The sequence below is a fragment of the Pseudomonas sp. HD57-3 genome (assembly GCF_056113135.1).
Genome location: NZ_CM148568.1, coordinates 6,269,155 through 6,288,387 on the forward strand (window position 1 = coordinate 6,269,155; position 19,233 = coordinate 6,288,387).

Consider the following 19,233-nt stretch of genomic DNA (forward strand, 5'->3'; position numbering starts at 1 on the left):
ATTTAGGGTCGTCGGCCCTCCTCTTCACGCAACAGCGCCTGCAAGGTGTCGAGCCGGGCACTGTCGAGGGCAGTGACAGTCCCCTGTTCGAACACCCGGCGCGCCAGCCCGGTCAGCACCGCACCGGGCGGCAGTTCGATCTGTAGACGTACGCCGCGCTCGTAAGCGCTTTGCACGGTGCCGCGCCAGTCCACCACGCGGCACATGTTGAAGGCGAGATCGTCACGCAGCGCTTCAACCTTGGTCACAGGCCTTGCGCGACTGCCGCTCAGGTAAGCGATTTTCGGTGTTTTCAGTTCAACCCTGGCGAACGCTTCGGCGAGGGTTTGCGCAGGCTCATCCAGCAACGGGCAGTGCGACGGCACGCTGACCGCCAGACGTTTTGCCAGCCCGGCGCCACGACTGCGCGCCAGCTGGGCGACCGCTTGCATCGCCGTGTCACTGCCGGCAATCACCACCTGGTTATCGGCGTTGATATTGGCCAGGTACACCGGTGTTTCTGCGCCTTGCACCTGAGCCAGCAAATCTTCGACTGTGGATAATTGCAGGCCGATGATCGCGGTCATGCCGAAGCCCTGTGGATAAGCCTGCTGCATCAGCTCGCCGCGCAGGCTGACCAGGTGCAACGCATCGCTGAAGCGCAGCGCTCCGGCGACCACCGCTGCCGGGTAGGCACCGATGGACAGACCGGCGACGTAATCTGCGGTGAGTCCGCCCTGCAACAACTGCCGCGAGGCTGCGACCCCGGCGATCAGCAGACAGAGCTGAACCGCCCGGGTGCTGCGCAACGCTTCGCTGGAATCCAGCCGCAAGACATCTTCACCGAGGCTATCGCTGGCCTCGATCAGCGTTTCCCGGGGCAAGCGCTGGAGCATGCCGGGCTGCTGCGCGCCCTGACCGGGAAACACCAGCAGGCTGCTCACGCTGCCTGCTCCTGCGGGTTCCACGGATCAGACACCAGACAGGCTTCACGGGCGTTTTTCAACAGCACCCTCGAAGCATTTCCGGCCCACTCGCGCAGGGCGACGGCACCGAATGGTGTCTGCAATTGCAGATCGACCCGGCAGATCGCCTGATCGAAAACCGCGACCAGTTTGCGTGCCTGATTACGGGTGATGAGTTGCGGTGTACGCAGGATCAAGTCGAGATCGCTGCGTTCGTGCATCGCGGTAAATCCACTCGCCAGTTCAAACCCGACGCTGCCACTGACGCCCCAGATCCAGCCGCAATCATCGAGCACCGGCCGCAGTTGCCGCAGCGCGTGCATGACCGGCAAATCACGTTCGCTTTCGACATGACAAAGCGCTTCCGGGCTTACCCGACAGGCAATCGAATCGATCGCCATGAACGCCGCCAACCGCTGCTCGCGCAACCGACCGCGCACGCCCACCGCCACGAACCCGTCTTCGTTCAACGCCCGCCGCACGACTACCGGTTGCCCGGCAGCCAGTGAATCAATCGCCCACTGCGGCGCATCCGCCGGCAACTGCGCCGGCGTCATGCCCCACAGCAGGTCGTGGGCCAGAGGCGTGTTCACCACTGCGCCCTCAGCAATTCACGCACGCGGCTGGAAGCTTCGCGATTTTTCGCGCCGAGACGATTGCTCAAATCAGTCGCCGAAATATCGCCGATGGCTTGCTTCAGGCACTCGGTCACCCGCGCCAGATCCTCCGCCGTCGGCTGTTCGATCTGCTGCACCGACAGGGTTTCCCAGAGCAAGCCGAGGCTGGCATAGCTGTCGATGTCATAGGCCATCGGCGGCACGCTGGAGGCCAGGGCTTCCAGTTCTTCGACGCTGCGCAAGGTCACCCGCGCCGCCGAAGCCTTGCCCATCGCATGCACCATCACCCCCGGATCACGCAGGGCGATCAAGCGGTTGGCCTGATATCCGTGAGCGAGAAACGCCCCGGACATGGCCTTGCCCACCAGCAGCGCAATCACCGGATGCCCGGCCAGACGGGCGCGGGCATAAGCGTCCGCCGCACCGGCCAGAGCCTGATGAATGCCGAGGGCTTCTTCGCGGCGACCGTAGGCCTGGCTCGGTACGTCGACGATGGCGATCAGTGGGCGCTTTTGCGTTTTGTGTCGGTCGGCGGTGATCGCGTCATCCACAGCCTTGGCCAGACCCCAGCCTTCGAGCAAACCGACTTCGCCGTTGCGAGCGCGAGGGAAACGGTTTTCCGGATCGGTGACCACCGCGATAAAGCGCCCAAGTGGTCCGTCGGCGACCTTCAGCGAGGGCGGCAAACCTTCAACCACATTCGCGCCAGCGCTCAAGGCGTTGAACCAGTTCAAACCGCGCACGGAATAACCGCTCATGAGCGCTCTCCTTGATACAGATCGCGAACCACCGAAGGCTCGATTTGCTTGTCAGTGTCCAGGCTCGTCAGGCGTTGCAGGAACCATTCGGCCCGCTGACTGCGCGGTTGCGCTGGCAGGCCTTGTTGCAGCAACTCACCGACCTGTTGGCGAATCTGCGCCACGTCATCGGCGACATAACGGTCCACCAAACCACTGGCGAAACGTTGCTCGCCGCCGGTCAGGCTCCAGATGAAGGGCCGGTCGCGGGAGTCGTATTCCTCGATCCCCGCTTCCTGCTCGATCACCTGCGGGCCGTTCAGGCCGAGGCGCGCTTCCTGGGTCACCAGCAAGTAGCTGCACAGCGCGGCGGCAATCGACATCCCGCCAAAGCAACCGACGCTGCCGGCCACCACGCCGACCACCGGTTGGTACTGCTGCAGATCGACAATCGCCGCGTGGATGTCGGCAATCGCCGCCAGCCCGAGGTTGGCTTCCTGCAAGCGCACGCCGCCGGTTTCCAGCAGCAGGATGGCGCGGGTTGGAATGCCTTTGCGGTTGTCCTCGGCGGCCAGTTCCAGCGCGCCGGCGATTTTCGCGCCGCCGACTTCACCGAGACTGCCACCCTGAAACGCGCCTTCAATCGCCGCGATCACCACCGGCAAACCATCGAGGCTGCCCTTGGCGATCACCACGCCGTCATCGGCCTGCGGCACCACGCCCTGACGTTCGAGCCATGGCGACATGACGCGTTGAAACGGATCGAGCAGTTCGCGGAAGGTGCCGGCGTCGAGCAAGGCTTTCGCCCGCTGCCGTGCGCCGAGTTCGACGAACGAATGTTTGTGCAAAAGTGCCGAGGTGTCAGTCATGGCCGATCTCCTCGAAGCCTTGTTCCAGGCGCAGGCGCACCACGCCCGGGGTCGCGCCGAAGTCGTGGATATCGATGGCCATCGCCGGTGGCGTGGTGCCGTCGAACATCCGTGCGAACAGATGCTGCCAGCGCTGCTCGGCGCCATTGACCGAGGTCTGCACATTGATCGTCAGCTTGCCGGCCAGGCCCGGTTCGATCAGCACTTCCAGATCGCCCGAACCGACACAACCGACCAGCGCCCGACCGCGCGGCGGCTGCCCGGCGGGGAATTCAAAGGATAAGGTTTCCATCAAAACGCTCCCTGAAGGATGCCGTCGCGCTCGATTCGATCGAGCAGCAGAGTGGCGGCGAGCAAGTCGGCGGCGCCACCGGGCGAGGCATTCAATGCGATGAGTTGTTGATCCAGTTCGTGCAGGCGGCGGCGACCGGTGAGGCTGGCGCTGCCACCGGCGTCGAGCACTGCCTGAGCGCCGTGCTGCATGGCGTGCAGGCCCTGTTCGCCGGCGCGATAGAGGACGCAGGTGTCGGCGAGGTCGGTCATGATTGCGAGCAAGGCGTCGAGCCGGGCGTTCTGTTCGCCCTGACCGGTGGCGCGGCTGCGTTTGAGCTGCGGCAGACCGCGTTGCACCACGGACGGAAAGCCGAGTTGCGCTTCTTCCCGGGCACCGCGAGCGCCGTAGCGCTGGGCGACCTGGGCGCCGTGGCTCAGCGGACGCGGCGCATAACGGTCATCGAGCAATGCCAGACGCGCAGCGCGCAGAGTGACGGCACCAGCGTTGGTGGACTTGGTATCCAGCGCAGCAGCCGTGACCAGCAGGCCCAGCGCCCAGATCGCCCCGCGATGGGTATTCACGCCGTTGGTGGTAGCGAGCATCGCTTGCTCGCCTTCCCTTCCGATGCGGCCGATCGCTTCGCGCAGCGGCAAGCCGATCTCGCCGAACTCAAGCGCCGCTTCGGCCATTTCCTTGAACGCCGGCCACAACGCCAGCGCCGAGGCGTGCATCAATCCGAGGTGCAGATCGGTGTGTGCGCCGTTGCCACGACGATCAACCAGCGCCGGTTTCGGCGACAGGTCGGCTTCGTCGATCAGCGCATCCACGGCCAGATCCGCCAGCCGTTCCGCGAGGGTGATGGTTTTGGGTTGCAGGTTGAGTGCGTGCATTACCAACTCCTGAACTTGGCGGGCGGGTTGTAGAGGCCGCCGGACCACTCGACCAGATCGGCCACGCTTTTCGCCGCCAGCAGTTCGCGGGTGGCGTCGGTGCGACGGATGCCGAGGTCTTCGGGCAAGGCGATCAGGCCTTCGCGGCGCATGCGTTCGGTGTCTTTCGGGTTATGGCGCAGGCCGATGGCGGTGACGCCGGCCACCGCAGCGATCATCGCCTGACGCTCTTCCAGCGAGCGCGCCTTGTACAGGTAGGCGATGCCTTCTTCGGTGAGCAAGTGGGTGACGTCGTCGCCGTAGATCATGATCGGCGCCAGCGGCATGCCGCTTTTCTTCGCCACCTCTACCGCGTCGAGGGTTTCGACGAAGGTCGGTTTGCCGCCCTCCTGGAACGTCTCGACCATCTGCACCACGAGTTTCTTGCCGCGTTCGAGCATCGGTTGCTGCGAATCATCGTGGCGCATATCAAGCCACGCCGGGGTGCCGTGACGACGGCCGCGCGGGTCGTGACCCATGTTCGGCGCGCCGCCGAAACCGGCGAGGCGGCCACGGGTCACGGTAGAGGAATGGCCATCGCCATCGACTTGCAGGGTTGCGCCGATGAACAGGTCCACCGCGTATTGCCCGGCCAGTTGGCAGAACATCCGGTTGGAACGCAGCGAGCCGTCGCGGCCGGTGAAGAACACGTCGGGCCGGGCGGCGATGTAGTTTTCCATGCCCAGTTCGGTGCCGAAGCAATGCACGCTTTCGACCCAGCCGCTTTCGATGGCCGGGATCAGCGTCGGGTGCGGGTTGAGCGTCCAGTTGCGGCAGATCTTGCCCTTGAGGCCGAGGGATTCGCCGTAGGTCGGCAGGATCAGTTCGATGGCGGCGGTGTTGAAACCAATGCCGTGGTTCAGCGACTGCACGTTGTGTTTTTCGTAGATCCCGCGGATCGCCATCATCGCCATCAGCACGTGCACAGGCTTGATGTGGCGCGGGTCGCGTGTGAACAGCGGCTCGATGTAGAACGGTTTGTCCGCCACCACCACGAAATCGACCCACGATGCGGGGATGTCCACACGAGGCAGTTCGCTGACGTCGTCCACCAGTTGGTTAACCTGGACGATGACGATGCCGTCGCTGAAAGCGGCCGGTTCGATCAGCGCCGGGGTGTCTTCGGTGCTCGGGCCGGTGTAGATGTTGCCGGCACGGTCGGCCATGAAACCGGCCGAGAGCACGACGTTGGGAATCAGATCCACCACCAGCCGGGCGTAGAGTTCGATGTAGGTGTGGATCGCACCGACTTCCAGCAGACCGTCTTCGAGCAACTGGCTGATGCGCAGACTCTGAGTGCCGGCGAAGGAGAAATCGAGTTTGCGGGCGATGCCGCGTTCGAACAGGTCCAGATGCTCGGAGCGACCGACGCTGGGCATGATCATGTGCAGGTCGTGGAGCTTTTCAGGATCGGCCTTGGCCAGCGCACGGGAAAGGAAATCCGCCTGCTTCTGGTTGTTGCCCTCCAGCACCACACGGTCGCCGGGCAGGATCAGCGCCTCAAGCGCCGCGACGATCCTGTCGGTGGGCAACACCGCACCGTCGGCCAGCCCGCGCACCTTGTCGAGGCGCCGCTGCTTCTCGTCACGCCGCCGCGTCCAGCGCGAGTCGGGGGATATTGTTGTTGTCATGCTCACTCCACGGGGTTCGCTGTCGTGGAGCTACCTTAGGAGTGTCGGGTGGGGGCATCAATCAAGCGCGGTGATGAATCATTACGGTCAGCGTAACGATCAGTCGACCAGCCCCGCATCCACCAACAACGTCTCCAGCGCCAACAAATCCGGCACCTTCGCCACCTGCTCCCCCACCTGCACCGCCGCCTGCTCCAGCGCACACAGCGGCACATCGACATAACTCAACTGGCTATCGAGCTTGTACGAGCGCGGAATCCCCTGCACCAGCAGCGCGATGAACTTCAATTCCGGCCGCCCGCCGAGGGCATTGAGGATGACGATCCGCGCCCGCTCGCCGATGACGATCTTGTTGCCGCACGCCGACTCGAAACTCAGCAGCGGAATCTGCCGCTCGCGCCAGGTTACCCGACCGAGATACCACGGCGGCGTGTCGAGATCGAAGGCGCTGGACTGGTAGTCGATCAGCTCGGCGACGGCGACGTTGGGCAGGATCAGGTTGCGATCCGCCAGCGGCAGCAGCAGCCCGGTGAGTTGGCTGGTGCGCTGGTTGTGCCGGCGTTCATGCATGTTTTTTGCTCCACAGGGCGATGCTTTCGAGCAGCACCGATTCCTGGTACGGCTTGCCGAGGTAGTCGTTGACGCCGATGGCCATCGCGCGGTCGCGGTGTTTCTGGCCGGTGCGCGAGGTGATCATGATGATCGGCAGGTGTTGCAGGCGTTCGTCGTGGCGCACTTGGGTCGCCACTTCGAAGCCGTCCATGCGCGGCATTTCGATGTCGAGCAGCATCAGGTCCGGCATGTGCTCCTCCAGCAGCAGCATCGCATCGACCCCGTCCTTGGCGGTCAGCACGTTCATGCCGTGGCGTTCGAGCAGACGGCTGGTGACCTTGCGCACCGTGACCGAATCGTCGACCACCATCACCAGCAACGGCTTCTGCGGTTCGCTTTCGATTTCGTGACTGGCCGGACGCTGCGGCAATCGCGCCTGCATCGCGCGGATCGGCGCCAGCAGGTCGAGAATCAGCACCACCCGGCCATCGCCGAGGATTGTCGCCCCGGACACGCCCTGCACCGATGCGAACTGCGGGCCGAGGCTCTTGACTACGATTTCGCGGGTGCCGGCCATCGTGTCGACCTGCACCGCGATGTGCCGGTCGTTGCACTGCACCAGCAAGACCGGCACCGGCAGGCTCTGGCCGGACAGTTTTGGCCGGGGAGCGGTTTTCAGCAGCTCGCCGAGGTAGCACAATTCATAACGCTGGCCGCCGTACTGATAACTCGGCGGATCGAGACGAAAATGCCCGTCCAGTTCATTCGGCAGTACGCGGACGATGCCGTCGATGGTGTTCAGCGGAATCGCGTACTGATCCTCACCGCACTGGACCATCAGCGCTCGGTTGACCGACACGGTGAACGGCAGGCGAATGCGGAAATGCACGCCCTGCCCCGGCACCGAGTCGATGCTCATTGTTCCGCCCAGTTGCCGGACTTCTTCGTGGACCACGTCCATGCCCACGCCGCGCCCGGAAATCTGGGTGATTTTCTCGGCCGTGGAAAAGCCTGGCTGGAGGATGAACTGCAACACCTCGCGGTCGCTGATCTCGGCGTCCGGCGCCAGCAGGCCGCGCTTGATCGCCTTGCGCCGCACGGCATCCAGCGGCACGCCGGCGCCATCGTCGCGGATGTCGAACACGATGTCGCCGCCCTCGCGGGACAGGTCGAGGCTGATCTGCCCCTGCGCCGGTTTGCCCGCCGCCAGCCGGACTTCGGCGGACTCCAGACCATGGTCGACGGCATTGCGCAGCATGTGCTCCAGCGGTGCGGCCATGCGTTCGAGGACGTTGCGGTCCATCTCGCCTTCGGCGTTGCCGACGCTGAACGCGACGTCCTTGCCCAGCTCTTCGGCGACCTGCCGGACGATGCGTTTCAGACGCGGCAACATGCGTTCGAACGGCACCATGCGCGTGCGCATCAGGCCTTCCTGCAATTCGGTGTTGATCCGCCCCTGCTGCTGCAACAGGTTCTCGGCGTCGTGGGTGCGCCGGTCGAGGGTTTCCTTCAGATCCAGCAAGTCGGAAGCGGACTCGAACAGCGCCCGTGACAGCTGCTGCAACTGCGAATGGCGGTCCATTTCCAGCGGGTCGAAATCTTCGTAGCCGAGGCGTTCGGCATCCACTTGCTGACGACTGAGGATCCGCCCCTGGGTTTCGGTGTCGAGCCGGCGCAACTGGTCGCGCATCCGCTCGATGGTGGTTTCCATCTCGTGCAGGGCGGTCTGCGCATCGCTGACTTGCTGCTCGATGCGCCCACGGAAAATCGAGGTTTCGCCCGCGAGGTTGACCAGTTCGTCGAGCAACTCGGCGGAGACCTTGACCATGTCCGCCCCGGCCTCCGGCGCCGGGGCAGCAGGCTCGACCTTGACCGCCACCGGCGGCACGGGCGCCGGGGTTTGCACGACCAGCGGATGGCTGAAATTCTGGATCGCGCTGATCAGCCGGTCTGCCGGTGGGCACGGCTGGCCGGCGCGCACTGCATCGAGCATTTGCGCCAAGCGGTCCTGGCCCCGCTGCAACAGCGCGAACAGTTCGGCGCTGCCCTGCAGGGTGCCGGCGGACAGGCTTTCGTAAAGGTATTCCAGCTCGTGGGCGAGGTCGCCGATCGGGCCGATCTCCACCATCCGCGCGCCGCCCTTGAGGGTGTGCAGGTCGCGCAGCAGGGTTTCCACTTCCTGGCGATTGCCGGGTTCGGCCTGCCAGCGCAGCAGCGCGGCGCCGGAGTTTTCGATGATGTCGAAACCTTCTTCGAGGAAGATTTCCAGCAGCTCCGGATCATGCCCCGGGCCGTCCTGCGTGACGCTGGTTGGCGGTGATTCATGATTGGCGGCCGAGCCCTGACGGAAGCGTCGGATCGCCTCGATCAGGTCCTGCGCCGGATCCAGCGGCTGGTGCCGGTGCAACTGTTCGAGGAACTGCGCCAGGCGCTCGTGGCTCTGACGCAGCAATCGGTCGAGGGCTTCGCTGTGGCTGTAACGACGATCCAACAGCCCTTCGTAAAGGCCTTCCAGCTCATGGGCCAGATCACCGACCGCCGCCACCTCGGCCATCCGCGCGCCGCCCTTGAGCGTGTGCAAGTCCCGTTGCAGCGACGACAGCGGCGCGCCGTTTTCCGGGTCCTTCAGCCAGCGCTGCAAGGCTTGCCCGGCGCTGTCGAGAATGTCCACCGCCTCTTCGAGGAAGATCTCGACGATCTCGTCGTCCGGCCCGCTGTCGACGCTGTGTTGTTGCAGTTCGGCGGTGGCGCTGCCCAGTTCGCGGATGCTCAGGGTGCGGCTGCCGTCGCTGCGGATCAGGCCCATGGCCGACGGATCGAGGCTCTCGTCGAGCAGTTCGTGCAAGGCGCGGATGCGTTGCGGTTGCGGGGTGATTTCCTGGCCGGCGGCCAGTTCGTCGAGCATGTTGATCAGCGCTTCGTGGGCCTGCTGCGCCTCATGGAAAAACCGCTCGCTGACCGCCAGGCTGCTCTCTTCGACGGCGCCGTACAGGTCGAGCAAGGCTTCACACAACACGTCCACCGGCAGCAGATCCGCCAGGTGCGCGCCTTCGCCCAGGGTGGTCAGCTCATCCAGCAGCGCGCTGAGTTCCTGACGTTCACCGGGGTGCTGCTGCCAGCGCTGCAGGAGGTTTTCGGCGTCGAGCAGGATGTCCATGCCCTGGGCCAGGAAGTTGTTGATCAGTTGCGGATCGCGTTTGACCCGCAACGCACTGCTCGGGGCATTGAGGATCGATTCCAGGCGCTCGCCGAGCAGGGTTTCGGTACGTTTGATCAGCGACTGCGCGCCGACAATCGGCGCCAGCGGATCGTGTTTGAGCTGACGCAGACCGACGCGGAACAGGCCCTCGGCTTCGAGCAGCAGTTCCACTTCGTCGAGGTCCAGAGCCAGCTGATGGGCCTTGAATTCCCGGGCGAGTTTGTCGAGCGGCGCCGCCAGTTCGGTAATCGGCGAAACCCCCGCCATCGAGGCGCTGCCCTTGAGGGTGTGCAGCGCGCGCTGCAACTCGTCGCTGGCCTGCAATGGCACATGCTCGGCGGCCTGATCGAGAAAACGGTTGAGGCTGGCGAGGTGGGTCTCGGCTTCGTTGCGGAAAATCTCCAGCAACAGCGGATCGAGGGCTGCGACGTCTTCCACGTCTTCGGCTGGCAGCGGCGTGTCGCCCTTGGCCAGCGCGTGAGCGCGGGCTGCCAGTTGATCGACATCGTGGCGCTGACGCTGACCGTTGGTGGCGAATTCGCCGATCAGATCCGGCAACAGCAGCAGGGTGTCGGCCAGCAACTGGCGCACCGCCGGGCCGGGTTCGACGCTGTGTTCCAGCACGCGGTTGAGCAGGTTTTCCACCGCCCAGGCCAGCTCGCCGAGGACCAGCGCCCGAACCATCCGGCCGCTGCCCTTGAGGGTGTGGAAGGCGCGGCGCAGTTCACTCAGGGCGGCGCGGTCATCGGGCTCGGCAGACCAGCGCGGCAGGTATTCGCTCAGTACTTCGAGCACTTCCCCGGTCTCTTCGAGGAACACTTCGCGCAGCTCGTCGTCCACCGGTTCTTCGTCGGCCGGTGGCGGCAGCAGGCTGCCCGGCGTGGTCAGCGCCGGCGGGTTGACCGCCGAGACCGGACTGGCCAGCACTTCGGCCAACGACTGCACGATCTGCGGGTCGTCCAGCTCCTGCAAATCCTGCATCACCAGCGCTTCGCTGGGGCTGAGCACATCGTCGAGCACCGGCACATGCGGCTCGCCGGGCTGTTCGTCAGGAAAGAAACCGAGACTGGCGAGGCTTTTCTGCGCGATATCCAGCAAATGCTCGCTCGGTGCCTGCGGGTCGTCGGTCAGGCGTTCGAGGTAATACTCGAGGCTGGTGATGGCGTCGGCGAGGCTGTCGAGTTGCTGCCAGCCCGGCTCGTGGGGGTCGAGCAACAGATGTTCGCGGATAAATCCGTTGCAGGCTTCGAGCAGGCTTGCCGCACGCGCCAGTGGAATCATCGCCAGCGCGCCGCGCACCTGGGTCAGCAGCGCCGGCAGGCTTTGCAGTTGCTGGCGATCCCAATCGGCGTCGATGTAGTCGACGATCATGTCCTTGGCCTGTTGCAGGCAGATTCGCGCTTCCTTGATCACGATCTGATGGATCTGCGTCAGGTCGGTGGTCGGCAGGCGCGAGTCTTCCGGGCTCTCCGGTTCCACCGTGCCGACCATCCCGGCCAGCGTCGCTTCGACGTAGAGCAAGGCGCCGGCGACGTCCATCAGCGTGGCGTCGTTCGGTTCGCGCTGGCCCTGAGCGAGGCTGAGCACCACCGCCAGTTGATCGATGATCACCTTGCGTGGCTGGCCGAAACCGAGCACCGCCAGGGTGTCGGCGATCTGCCGCAGCGGCGCCAGCAGGCTGTCCAGATCCGAGGCGTGCTGGCGGTCGCTGCGCACGAACAGGTCGAGGCGCTCCTTGACCCGCACCAGTTCTTCGCACAGCGCCGCGAGCACCGAGCGCATGGCATCGCGGTCGGGGCCGGCCAGGCGGGCGCGTTCTTCGTCGACCATCGCGCTGTCGGGCAGCGCGTCGTCCAGGGAGTAGCGATCTTTCATGGTCAGCATCTGCCCGGTGGGATGTTCGGCTTTGGCGATATAAAACAGCAGGCTTTTCAGCAGTTCAGGCGGTGGCGGCTGGTTGAGGCCGGGCATGCCCTGTTCGAGCAGGCGCTTGAGTTCCTTGTCGGCGTCCTTGAACAGGCTGCGCAGGGCCGGGCTGTTGGCGATCCGCCCTTCGCGCATGCCCTCGACGAGTGCCGAGGCGACTTGCCACAACGGGCTCAACGGCGAGTTACCGCTGAGTGCTTCAAGCCGGGTAAAGACCTTGGCCAGATAAGCGAGATGCGTCTGGTCGTCCTGTTCGCGGAGCAATCCGACCAGCGCCATTTGCAGCATCTGGCGCAACTTGCGCAGCACATTCGGCAGCTCTGCCGGTTCCAGCAGCGCCAGGGTTTCCTCGCCCAAAGGCGCAAGTTCGGGCAATTGCGGGCTGAACAGGCTGGTTTCCGACAACAGGCTTTCGCCCCGGGCGCTGCGTAAATCGTTGATCAGCGGCAACACCACCAGCGGCAGGTCACGGCGGGCGCCCTGCACGCGGTCGAGATAAATCGGCAACTGACCCAGCGCCTGCAACAGCAAGTGCAGCGCTTCGTCACGGTGGCTGACGCGGTCGTTCTGCAACGCTTCGACCAGGTGTTCCATCTCTTCGGCGAGCAAGGCCGCGCCGTAGAACTCGACCATCTGCAGGCTGCCGTGCACCTGATGGATGCAGGCCAGGCATTCGTCCAGGCCCGGCACTGACTGCGGATCGTCGAGCACGGCTTCGATGGCCTGATGCGCCTGCCTCAGCGTCTCGGCTATTTCACCCTTGACCCATTCGAGGGCCACGTAGTCGTGCCGGTCACCCATAACCACTCCGCTCGACATGGACTCGCCCGCAGGCCTCACGCCTTGTCCGCGACGGGCGCAGGCGCCGCCGGCAAGGTGAACCCGGACACCGAGCGACGCAACTGGCTGGCCATTTTCGCCAGGTTGCCGATGCTCTCGGCGGTGGCCGTGGAGCCGGACGAGGTCTGCGAGGTGATCTGCTGGATCACGTTCATCGTCAGGGAAATCTGCCCGGCCGAAGACGTCTGCTGCTGCGCCGCGTTGGAAATGCTCTGGATCAGCGCCGCAAGGGTCTTGGACACGCCTTCGATTTCTTCCAGGGCCACACCGGCATCCTGCGCCAGTCGCGCGCCGCGCACCACTTCGGTGGTGGTCTGCTCCATGGAAATCACGGCTTCGTTGGTGTCGGTCTGGATCGCCCGCACCAGCGTTTCGATCTGCCGGGTCGCGGCGGACGAACGCTCGGCCAGCCGCTGCACTTCATCGGCCACCACCGCAAAACCGCGCCCGGCGTCACCGGCCATCGAGGCCTGAATTGCCGCGTTGAGGGCAAGAATGTTGGTCTGGTCGGCGATGTCGTCGATCAGGCTGACGATGTCGCCGATTTCCTGGGACGACTCGCCCAGACGCTTGATGCGCTTGGCGGTGTCCTGAATCTGTTCGCGGATGTTGTCCATGCCGTGGATGGTGTTGTGCACCACCTCGTTGCCCTTGTTGGCGATCTCCACTGATCGCTCGGCCACCGCCGAAGATTCGGCGGCGTTGGCCGACACCTGATCGATGGACTGGGCCATGTCGCTGATCGCGGTCGAGGCTTCGGAAATCTGCTGGGCCTGATGCTCCGAGGCCTGGGCCAGGTGCATGGCAGTGGCCTGGGTTTCCTGCACCGCAGCGGCGACCTGGCCGGCGGTGAGGTTGATGGTGGCCACCAGATCGCGCAACTGGTCGACGGAATAGTTGATCGAGTCGGCGATGGTCCCGGTGAAGTCTTCGGTCACCGAGGCCGTTACGGTCAGGTCGCCGTCAGCGAGGTCTTCGATCTCGTCTAGCAGGCGCATGATCGCGTTCTGGTTGCGCTCGTTTTTCTCGGCGGTTTCGCGCAACTGACGGTTGGTTTCCCGGACCATGACCATGCCGATCAGGATGATCGAAGCCAGCGCCAGCAGGCCCAGCACATAACCGCCGATGGTGTCGGTATTGCGCCCGCCGGCGAGGTTTTCGAAACGGCTGGCCAGGTGCGAGGCTTCGTCGAGCAGGGTCTGCGACAGGCTGAAGATATTGGTGGCCGACTCACGGACCTTGAACAGCTCCGGCGAGGTTTCGAGGATTTCATCTACCGAACCGGAGACAAACTGGAACAGTTCGGAAATTTCGCTCAAGCGAGCGCGGGCGTCGCGGTCTTCGACCTGGCTGACTTTCAGCGCCGGGTTGCCCTGCAACATGCCGTTGAGCACCTGGCCGAAGCGTGCGGCATCGCGACCGAAGGCGTCGGCGGCCTGCTGGGAGTTTTCATCGCCCGAGAGCACGGTGTTGACCGCGCCAAGAATCCGTTCGGCCAGCAGCGACTGACGCTGGGCCATCGCCACCTGCGCCGCCGGCGCACCGCGTTGCAGGAGGATTTCCACGACCTTTTCGTATTCGATCTGCAACTGCGGCACGGTTTCGGCCAGGGTCGCGGCCACCTGATGCAGGGACAGCACGGTCTGTTCGCTGGAGAGAATCGCGTCGGTGTTTTTCAGCAGGCGTTCCCAGTCCAGCTGCACGGCGCGCATTTCCGGGCGCACGGTGGACGGCGCCGGCGGCAGGCCGGTGGCCGGATCACCTTTCTTGAGGTAACCCCAGCGCTGGGCGAAGTCGTTGCGCGCATCGCTCAACAGTTTGAACGCGGCGGCCTTGCCGGCGGCGGCTTCGGTGGCGTTCTTGGCGATCCGCTGCGACAGCACCCGCAGCTCGCCGGCGTGGCCGATGTACTGCTTGTCGTAGTTGGCCTGGGTGTTGAGGTAAGCGAAGTTGGCGAACAGCAGCATGATGAACACGATCAGTGCGATGAACAGCACGATGATCTGCGAGCGGCTGCGCGAGCCTTCTGCGGGCTTGCCTGTTTTTGCTTTGATCATCGGTCCTCGCCTGTTAAACCGCGACGTGCATGAAACTCGGTGACTGCGCCAGCGCAAACAGGCTGAACACCCGCCAGTTCTGCTCGCGCCGGAAATAACCCTTGATGAACTCGCCCTTGGAGCCTTGCCGTTTACTGATCGAGACGGATTCGAAACTGTCCTGCTCGAAGTGCTGCAGGCCGAAGACTTCATCGACCAGCAATCCGGCAAACACGTCCTGATGCTCTACCACCAGTACCCGCCGCTGTTTGCGCATCGGTGACAGCTCATGGCCGAAAAAGCCGCACAGGTCCATGACCGGCAACAGCCGTCCGCGCAGGTTGGCCACGCCCTTGACCCACGGCTTGACGCCCGGCAACTGGGTGACGCGCAGTTCGGGCAGCACTTCGCTGACTTCGCCCATCGGCGTGACGTACCAGTGCTCGCCCAGACGAAAGCCGATGCCGCTCCAGCGATCCTGACGCGCCGGTTGCGACGGCAGGTCCGCCGCCAGCAGGCGACAGCGCTGGTCGATCTGCCACAACAGTTCGAACGCGGTCAGCGATTCGCTCATGGCGGCGCGATCAACCGGCCAGCACGTTGTTCAGGGTCTTGATCAGCGTGTCTTCGTCGACCGGTTTGGTCAGGTAGTCCTTGGCGCCCTGGCGGGTGCCCCAGACCTTGTCGGTCTCCTGATCCTTGGTGGTGATGATGATCACCGGGATGTGGCTGGTTTCCGCATCCTTGGTCAACTGACGGGTGGCCTGGAAGCCGTTGAGGCCGGGCATGACGATGTCCATCAGCACCGCGTCGGGTTTTTCCTGACGGGCCAGGGCCACGCCGTCGGCGCCGTTTTCGGCTTTGAGCACTTCGTGCCCGTGCTTTTCCAGCATGCCGGTGAGTTTGTACATTTCGGTCGGCGAGTCATCGACGATCAGGATACGTGCCATGGTCTTCCCCATTTTTCTTGTCGACACCGGGCCCGCTGGCCGAGCGTCTCTGTGCGTGTCTTACTGCGGCAAAGCGGCAGCGAAGCCCGGAACATGGGCCGAAATCGCGTCGAGCAGTTCTTCCTTGCTGAAAGGCTTGGTCAAAAATTGATCGGAACCGACAATCCGCCCCTTGGCCTTGTCGAACAGCCCGTCCCGGGACGACAGCATGATCACCGGCGTGCCCTTGAACGCGTTGTTGTTCTTGATTAAAGCGCAGGTCTGATAACCATCCAGACGCGGCATCATGATGTCGACAAAGATGATCCCGGGATGGTGGTCGGCGATCTTCGCCAGGGCGTCAAAACCGTCGATCGCGGTGATGACTTCGCACCCTGCATTTTTCAACAGGGTCTCGGCGGTGCGACGAATCGTTTTCGAGTCGTCGATCACCATGACCTTCAAGGCGCTGGACTGCTGTTCCATAAGGGGGCTCTACCGTCGCCTTTGCGAATCAATTTGTCCGTTTTGCGATGCGTAATGGCTGGAAACCCTTGATGTTCAAGGGCCAGCACGACATGGCAGCCTTTTTAGCACAGTCTCCTGATCCAATCTATCGACGGGTTTTTCCTTGACCGAAAACCCGCCCGGCGCCACTCTGGCGGCACTTTTTTCATACCGATCCGGTAGCCAATTTTCGAGGAAAACCCAATGAGCGTTCGCGTCGGGATTGTCATGGACCCTATCGCCAGCATTTCCTATAAAAAGGATAGCTCGCTGGCCATGCTGCTGGCGGCGCAGAAGCGCGGCTGGGAACTGTTCTATATGGAACAGAAAGACCTTTACCAGGGTGAAGGCCAGGCACGGGCGCGGATGAAGCCGCTGAAAGTCTTCGCCAACCCGGAAAAATGGTTCGAACTGGGCACCGAACTGGATTCGCCGCTCAGCGACCTGAACGTGATCCTGATGCGCAAGGATCCGCCGTTCGACATGGAGTTCGTCTACTCCACCTACCTGCTCGAACAGGCCGAGTCGGCCGGGGTGCTGGTGGTCAACAAGCCGCAGAGCCTGCGCGACTGCAACGAAAAGCTGTTCGCCACGCTGTTCCCGCAGTGCACGCCGCCGACCGTGGTCAGCCGCCGCGCCGACGTGCTGCGTGAATTCGCCGCCAAACATGGCGACGTGATCCTCAAGCCGCTGGACGGCATGGGCGGTACTTCGATCTTCCGTCACCGCGCCGGCGACCCGAACCTGTCGGTGATCCTGGAAACCCTGACCGCCCTCGGCGCCCAGCAGATCATGGGCCAGGCCTACCTGCCGGCGATCAAGGACGGCGACAAGCGCATCCTGATGATCGACGGCGAGCCGGTGGATTACTGCCTGGCGCGGATTCCGGCCCAAGGCGAAACCCGTGGCAACCTCGCGGCCGGCGGCCGTGGCGAAGCTCGCCCGCTGACCGACAAGGATCGCTGGATCGCCGCCCAGGTCGGCCCGACCTTGCGCGAAAAAGGCCTGCTGTTCGTCGGCCTGGACGTGATCGGCGAGCACCTGACCGAAATCAACGTCACCAGCCCGACCTGCATCCGCGAAATCGACAATGCCTTCGGCACCGACATCGGCGGCCTGCTGATGGATGCCATCGAGAAAAAGCTGCAAGCTTGATGTGCATCACATGCAGCCTGTCGCTTGATGCTTGAAGCTAAAGGCGTGAAACCAACATTGCGTTATCATGCGCGGCCTGTGAAAAACGCGATGTTGGTTTTCTTGTCATGACACTTCCGTCCGATCTGCCCGCTGAACTCGCCCATAAAGGCGTGCGCCCGGTCGATCGCCTCGGATTTACCCTGTTTCTCGCAGCGCTGATCCATCTGGCGCTGTTGCTCGGCGTGGGTTTCACCATGGTCGAGCCCAAGCAGATCAGCAAAACCCTGGAAATCACCCTCGCCACCTTCAAGAGCGAAAAGAAGCCGGCGAAGGCCGATTTCCTCGCCCAGGAAAACCAGGAAGGCAGCGGCACCCTCGACAAGAAGGCGATCCCCAAGACCACCGAGGTCGCGCCGTTCCAGGACAATCAGGTCAAGAAAGTCACCCCGCCGCCGGCCGCCAAGCCGGAAGTGCAGGAGGCCGCGCCCAAGGCGGCCGTGACCACCGTCGCGCCGAAACCGAAAAAGGCGCCGACCAAGAAAGAAGAAGCCAAGACCGAGACCAAACCGACGGTCGACGCCCCGACCTTCGACAGTTCGCAGCTCTCCAGCGACATCGCCAGCCTTGAAGCCGAACTGGCCAACGAACAACAGCTGTACGCCAAGCGCCCGCGCATTCACCGCCTGAGCGCGGCGTCGACCATGCGCGACAAGGGCGCCTGGTACAAGGACGAATGGCGCAAGAAGGTCGAGCGCATCGGCAACCTCAATTACCCCGACGAAGCCCGGCGCAAGCAGATCTACGGCAATCTGCGCCTGATGGTGTCGATCAATCGCGACGGCTCGCTGTATGAAGTGCTGGTGCTGGAGTCTTCCGGCCAGCCGCTGCTGGATCAGGCGGCGCAACGCATCGTACGGCTGGCGGCACCGTTTGCACCGTTTACCGGGGACCTGTCGGACATCGACCGGCTGGAAATCATCCGCACCTGGAAATTCGCCCGGGGCGACCGGTTGTCCAGTAACTGAGTCGATCTTTTGCCCGCTCCAGCTTGTCAGTTCGCCCCCCGAACGCCACACTAGCGCACATGAAAAACGTCAGCCCCAGCTACCTCAAGCATCACTTCCTGATCGCCATGCCACACATGGCCGACCCGAACTTTGCCCACACCTTGACCTACATCGTCGAGCACACGGCCAATGGCGCCATGGGGCTGGTGGTCAACCGACCGCAAGAGCTGAATCTGGCCGACATTCTCGAACAACTGCGCCCGGACATCGATCCGCCAGCGCTGTGCCAGCATGTGCCGATCTTCATCGGCGGCCCGGTGCAGACCGATCGCGGTTTTGTCCTGCACCCGGCGGGCAAGACGTTCCAGGCTACCGTCGAGCTGGAAGGCGATCTGGCCCTGTCCACCTCGCAGGACGTGCTGTTCGCCATCGCCGACGGCGTGGGCCCGGCCAAAAGCGTCATCACCCTCGGTTATGCCGGTTGGGAAGCCGGTCAGCTGGAGGCCGAACTGGCCGACAACGCCTGGCTGACCTGCCCGTACGACGCCGACATCCTGTTCAACACCAGCAGTGAACTGCGCCTGGAAGCGGCGGCCAAGCACCTGGGGATCAACCTCAGCCTGCTGACCAGCCAGGCAGGACACGCCTGATGGCCCTGCGCCTGATCCTCGGCTTCGATTACGGCACCAAACAGATCGGCGTGGCGGTCGGCCAGGTGATTACCGGCCAGGCCCGCGAACTGTGCACCTTGAAGGCGCAAAACGGCGTGCCGGACTGGAATCAGGTCGAAGCCCTGATAAAGGAATGGAAACCCGACGCCGTGGTGGTCGGCCTGCCGCTGAACATGGACGGCACGCCCAGCGAGATGTGCGCCCGCGCCGAGAAATTCGCCCGCCGCCTCAACGGCCGCTTCAATCTGCCTTTCTATACCCACGACGAACGCCTGACGACCTTCGAAGCCAAGGGCGAACGGCTGGTGCGCGGCGGACAGAAAGGCAGCTACCGCGACAACCCGGTGGACGCCATCGCCGCCGCCCTGCTGCTGCAAGGCTGGCTCGACGAAAACACCGCACTATTTGAATCCTGACAAGCGCTACGG

17 protein-coding genes are annotated in these 19,233 nt (G+C 63.9%); 4 read left to right on the forward strand and 13 right to left on the reverse strand.

The window, feature by feature from the left end; all coding sequences use genetic code 11:
• Nucleotides 1–2: 2 nt before the first annotated feature.
• From mdcH to pilG, 13 genes are all read right to left on the reverse strand, one after another.
• Nucleotides 3–923 (reverse strand): malonate decarboxylase subunit epsilon, encoded by a 921-nt coding sequence (gene mdcH, locus AC0R79_RS28495; protein ID WP_474732576.1) that lies wholly within the window; start codon nucleotides 921–923, stop codon nucleotides 3–5.
• A complete protein-coding gene (locus AC0R79_RS28500) occupies nucleotides 920–1,540 on the reverse strand; it encodes a malonate decarboxylase holo-ACP synthase (protein WP_474732577.1) in 621 nt (206 codons plus the stop codon). Before AC0R79_RS28500 ends, mdcH begins: the two co-directional genes overlap by 4 nt.
• A complete protein-coding gene (gene mdcE / locus AC0R79_RS28505; protein WP_375744254.1) occupies nucleotides 1,534–2,319 on the reverse strand; it encodes a biotin-independent malonate decarboxylase subunit gamma in 786 nt (261 codons plus the stop codon). The genes AC0R79_RS28500 and mdcE overlap by 7 nt, the downstream gene beginning before the upstream one ends.
• Entirely contained in the window at nucleotides 2,316–3,167 is an 852-nt protein-coding gene (locus AC0R79_RS28510; RefSeq protein ID WP_064380119.1) for a biotin-independent malonate decarboxylase subunit beta, read from the reverse strand. The genes mdcE and AC0R79_RS28510 overlap by 4 nt, the downstream gene beginning before the upstream one ends.
• Nucleotides 3,160–3,459 carry a malonate decarboxylase subunit delta gene (locus AC0R79_RS28515; protein WP_039767948.1) on the reverse strand — a complete coding sequence of 100 codons (300 nt, stop codon included), beginning with the start codon at nucleotides 3,457–3,459 and terminating at the stop codon, nucleotides 3,160–3,162. Before AC0R79_RS28515 ends, AC0R79_RS28510 begins: the two co-directional genes overlap by 8 nt.
• Nucleotides 3,459–4,331, reverse strand: coding sequence for a triphosphoribosyl-dephospho-CoA synthase (locus AC0R79_RS28520; protein WP_474732578.1), 873 nt, complete (start codon nucleotides 4,329–4,331; stop codon nucleotides 3,459–3,461). Before AC0R79_RS28520 ends, AC0R79_RS28515 begins: the two co-directional genes overlap by 1 nt.
• Nucleotides 4,331–6,001, reverse strand: a complete 1,671-nt coding sequence (mdcA, locus tag AC0R79_RS28525) for a malonate decarboxylase subunit alpha (protein ID WP_085689631.1) — start codon at nucleotides 5,999–6,001, stop codon at nucleotides 4,331–4,333. Before mdcA ends, AC0R79_RS28520 begins: the two co-directional genes overlap by 1 nt.
• Before the next feature lie 99 nt (nucleotides 6,002–6,100).
• Nucleotides 6,101–6,571, reverse strand: coding sequence for a chemotaxis protein CheW (locus AC0R79_RS28530; RefSeq protein WP_474732579.1), 471 nt, complete (start codon nucleotides 6,569–6,571; stop codon nucleotides 6,101–6,103).
• Complete coding sequence (locus AC0R79_RS28535) at nucleotides 6,564–12,479, reverse strand: Hpt domain-containing protein (RefSeq protein WP_474732580.1); 5,916 nt, start codon at nucleotides 12,477–12,479, stop codon at nucleotides 6,564–6,566. The genes AC0R79_RS28530 and AC0R79_RS28535 overlap by 8 nt, the downstream gene beginning before the upstream one ends.
• Before the next feature lie 35 nt (nucleotides 12,480–12,514).
• The gene (locus AC0R79_RS28540; protein ID WP_085608862.1) at nucleotides 12,515–14,575 is read right to left on the reverse strand and encodes a methyl-accepting chemotaxis protein; all 2,061 of its coding nucleotides are present in this window, start codon (nucleotides 14,573–14,575) and stop codon (nucleotides 12,515–12,517) included.
• 13 nt (nucleotides 14,576–14,588) lie between these two features.
• Nucleotides 14,589–15,128 (reverse strand): chemotaxis protein CheW, encoded by a 540-nt coding sequence (locus AC0R79_RS28545; RefSeq protein WP_007953327.1) that lies wholly within the window; start codon nucleotides 15,126–15,128, stop codon nucleotides 14,589–14,591.
• 10 nt (nucleotides 15,129–15,138) lie between these two features.
• Nucleotides 15,139–15,504 (reverse strand): twitching motility response regulator PilH, encoded by a 366-nt coding sequence (gene pilH / locus AC0R79_RS28550; RefSeq protein WP_007953328.1) that lies wholly within the window; start codon nucleotides 15,502–15,504, stop codon nucleotides 15,139–15,141.
• Between the two features lie 60 nt (nucleotides 15,505–15,564).
• Complete coding sequence (gene pilG, locus AC0R79_RS28555) at nucleotides 15,565–15,969, reverse strand: twitching motility response regulator PilG (RefSeq protein WP_007953330.1); 405 nt, start codon at nucleotides 15,967–15,969, stop codon at nucleotides 15,565–15,567.
• 225 nt (nucleotides 15,970–16,194) lie between these two features.
• Here pilG and gshB point away from each other — a divergent pair, with 225 nt between their 5' ends.
• The 4 genes from gshB to ruvX all read left to right on the forward strand — a co-directional run bounded on the left by gshB (nucleotide 16,195) and on the right by ruvX (nucleotide 19,221).
• Nucleotides 16,195–17,145 (forward strand): glutathione synthase, encoded by a 951-nt coding sequence (gene gshB / locus AC0R79_RS28560; protein ID WP_474732581.1) that lies wholly within the window; start codon nucleotides 16,195–16,197, stop codon nucleotides 17,143–17,145.
• Nucleotides 17,146–17,252: 107 nt separating this feature from the next.
• Nucleotides 17,253–18,152 carry an energy transducer TonB gene (locus tag AC0R79_RS28565; RefSeq protein WP_007953332.1) on the forward strand — a complete coding sequence of 300 codons (900 nt, stop codon included), beginning with the start codon at nucleotides 17,253–17,255 and terminating at the stop codon, nucleotides 18,150–18,152.
• 59 nt (nucleotides 18,153–18,211) lie between these two features.
• Nucleotides 18,212–18,784: a YqgE/AlgH family protein gene (locus AC0R79_RS28570; RefSeq protein ID WP_039767938.1), complete on the forward strand. Its 573-nt coding sequence runs from the start codon at nucleotides 18,212–18,214 to the stop codon at nucleotides 18,782–18,784.
• A complete protein-coding gene (ruvX, locus tag AC0R79_RS28575) occupies nucleotides 18,784–19,221 on the forward strand; it encodes a Holliday junction resolvase RuvX (RefSeq protein WP_007953334.1) in 438 nt (145 codons plus the stop codon). The genes AC0R79_RS28570 and ruvX overlap by 1 nt, the downstream gene beginning before the upstream one ends.
• The last annotated feature ends 12 nt before the right edge of the window (nucleotides 19,222–19,233 follow it).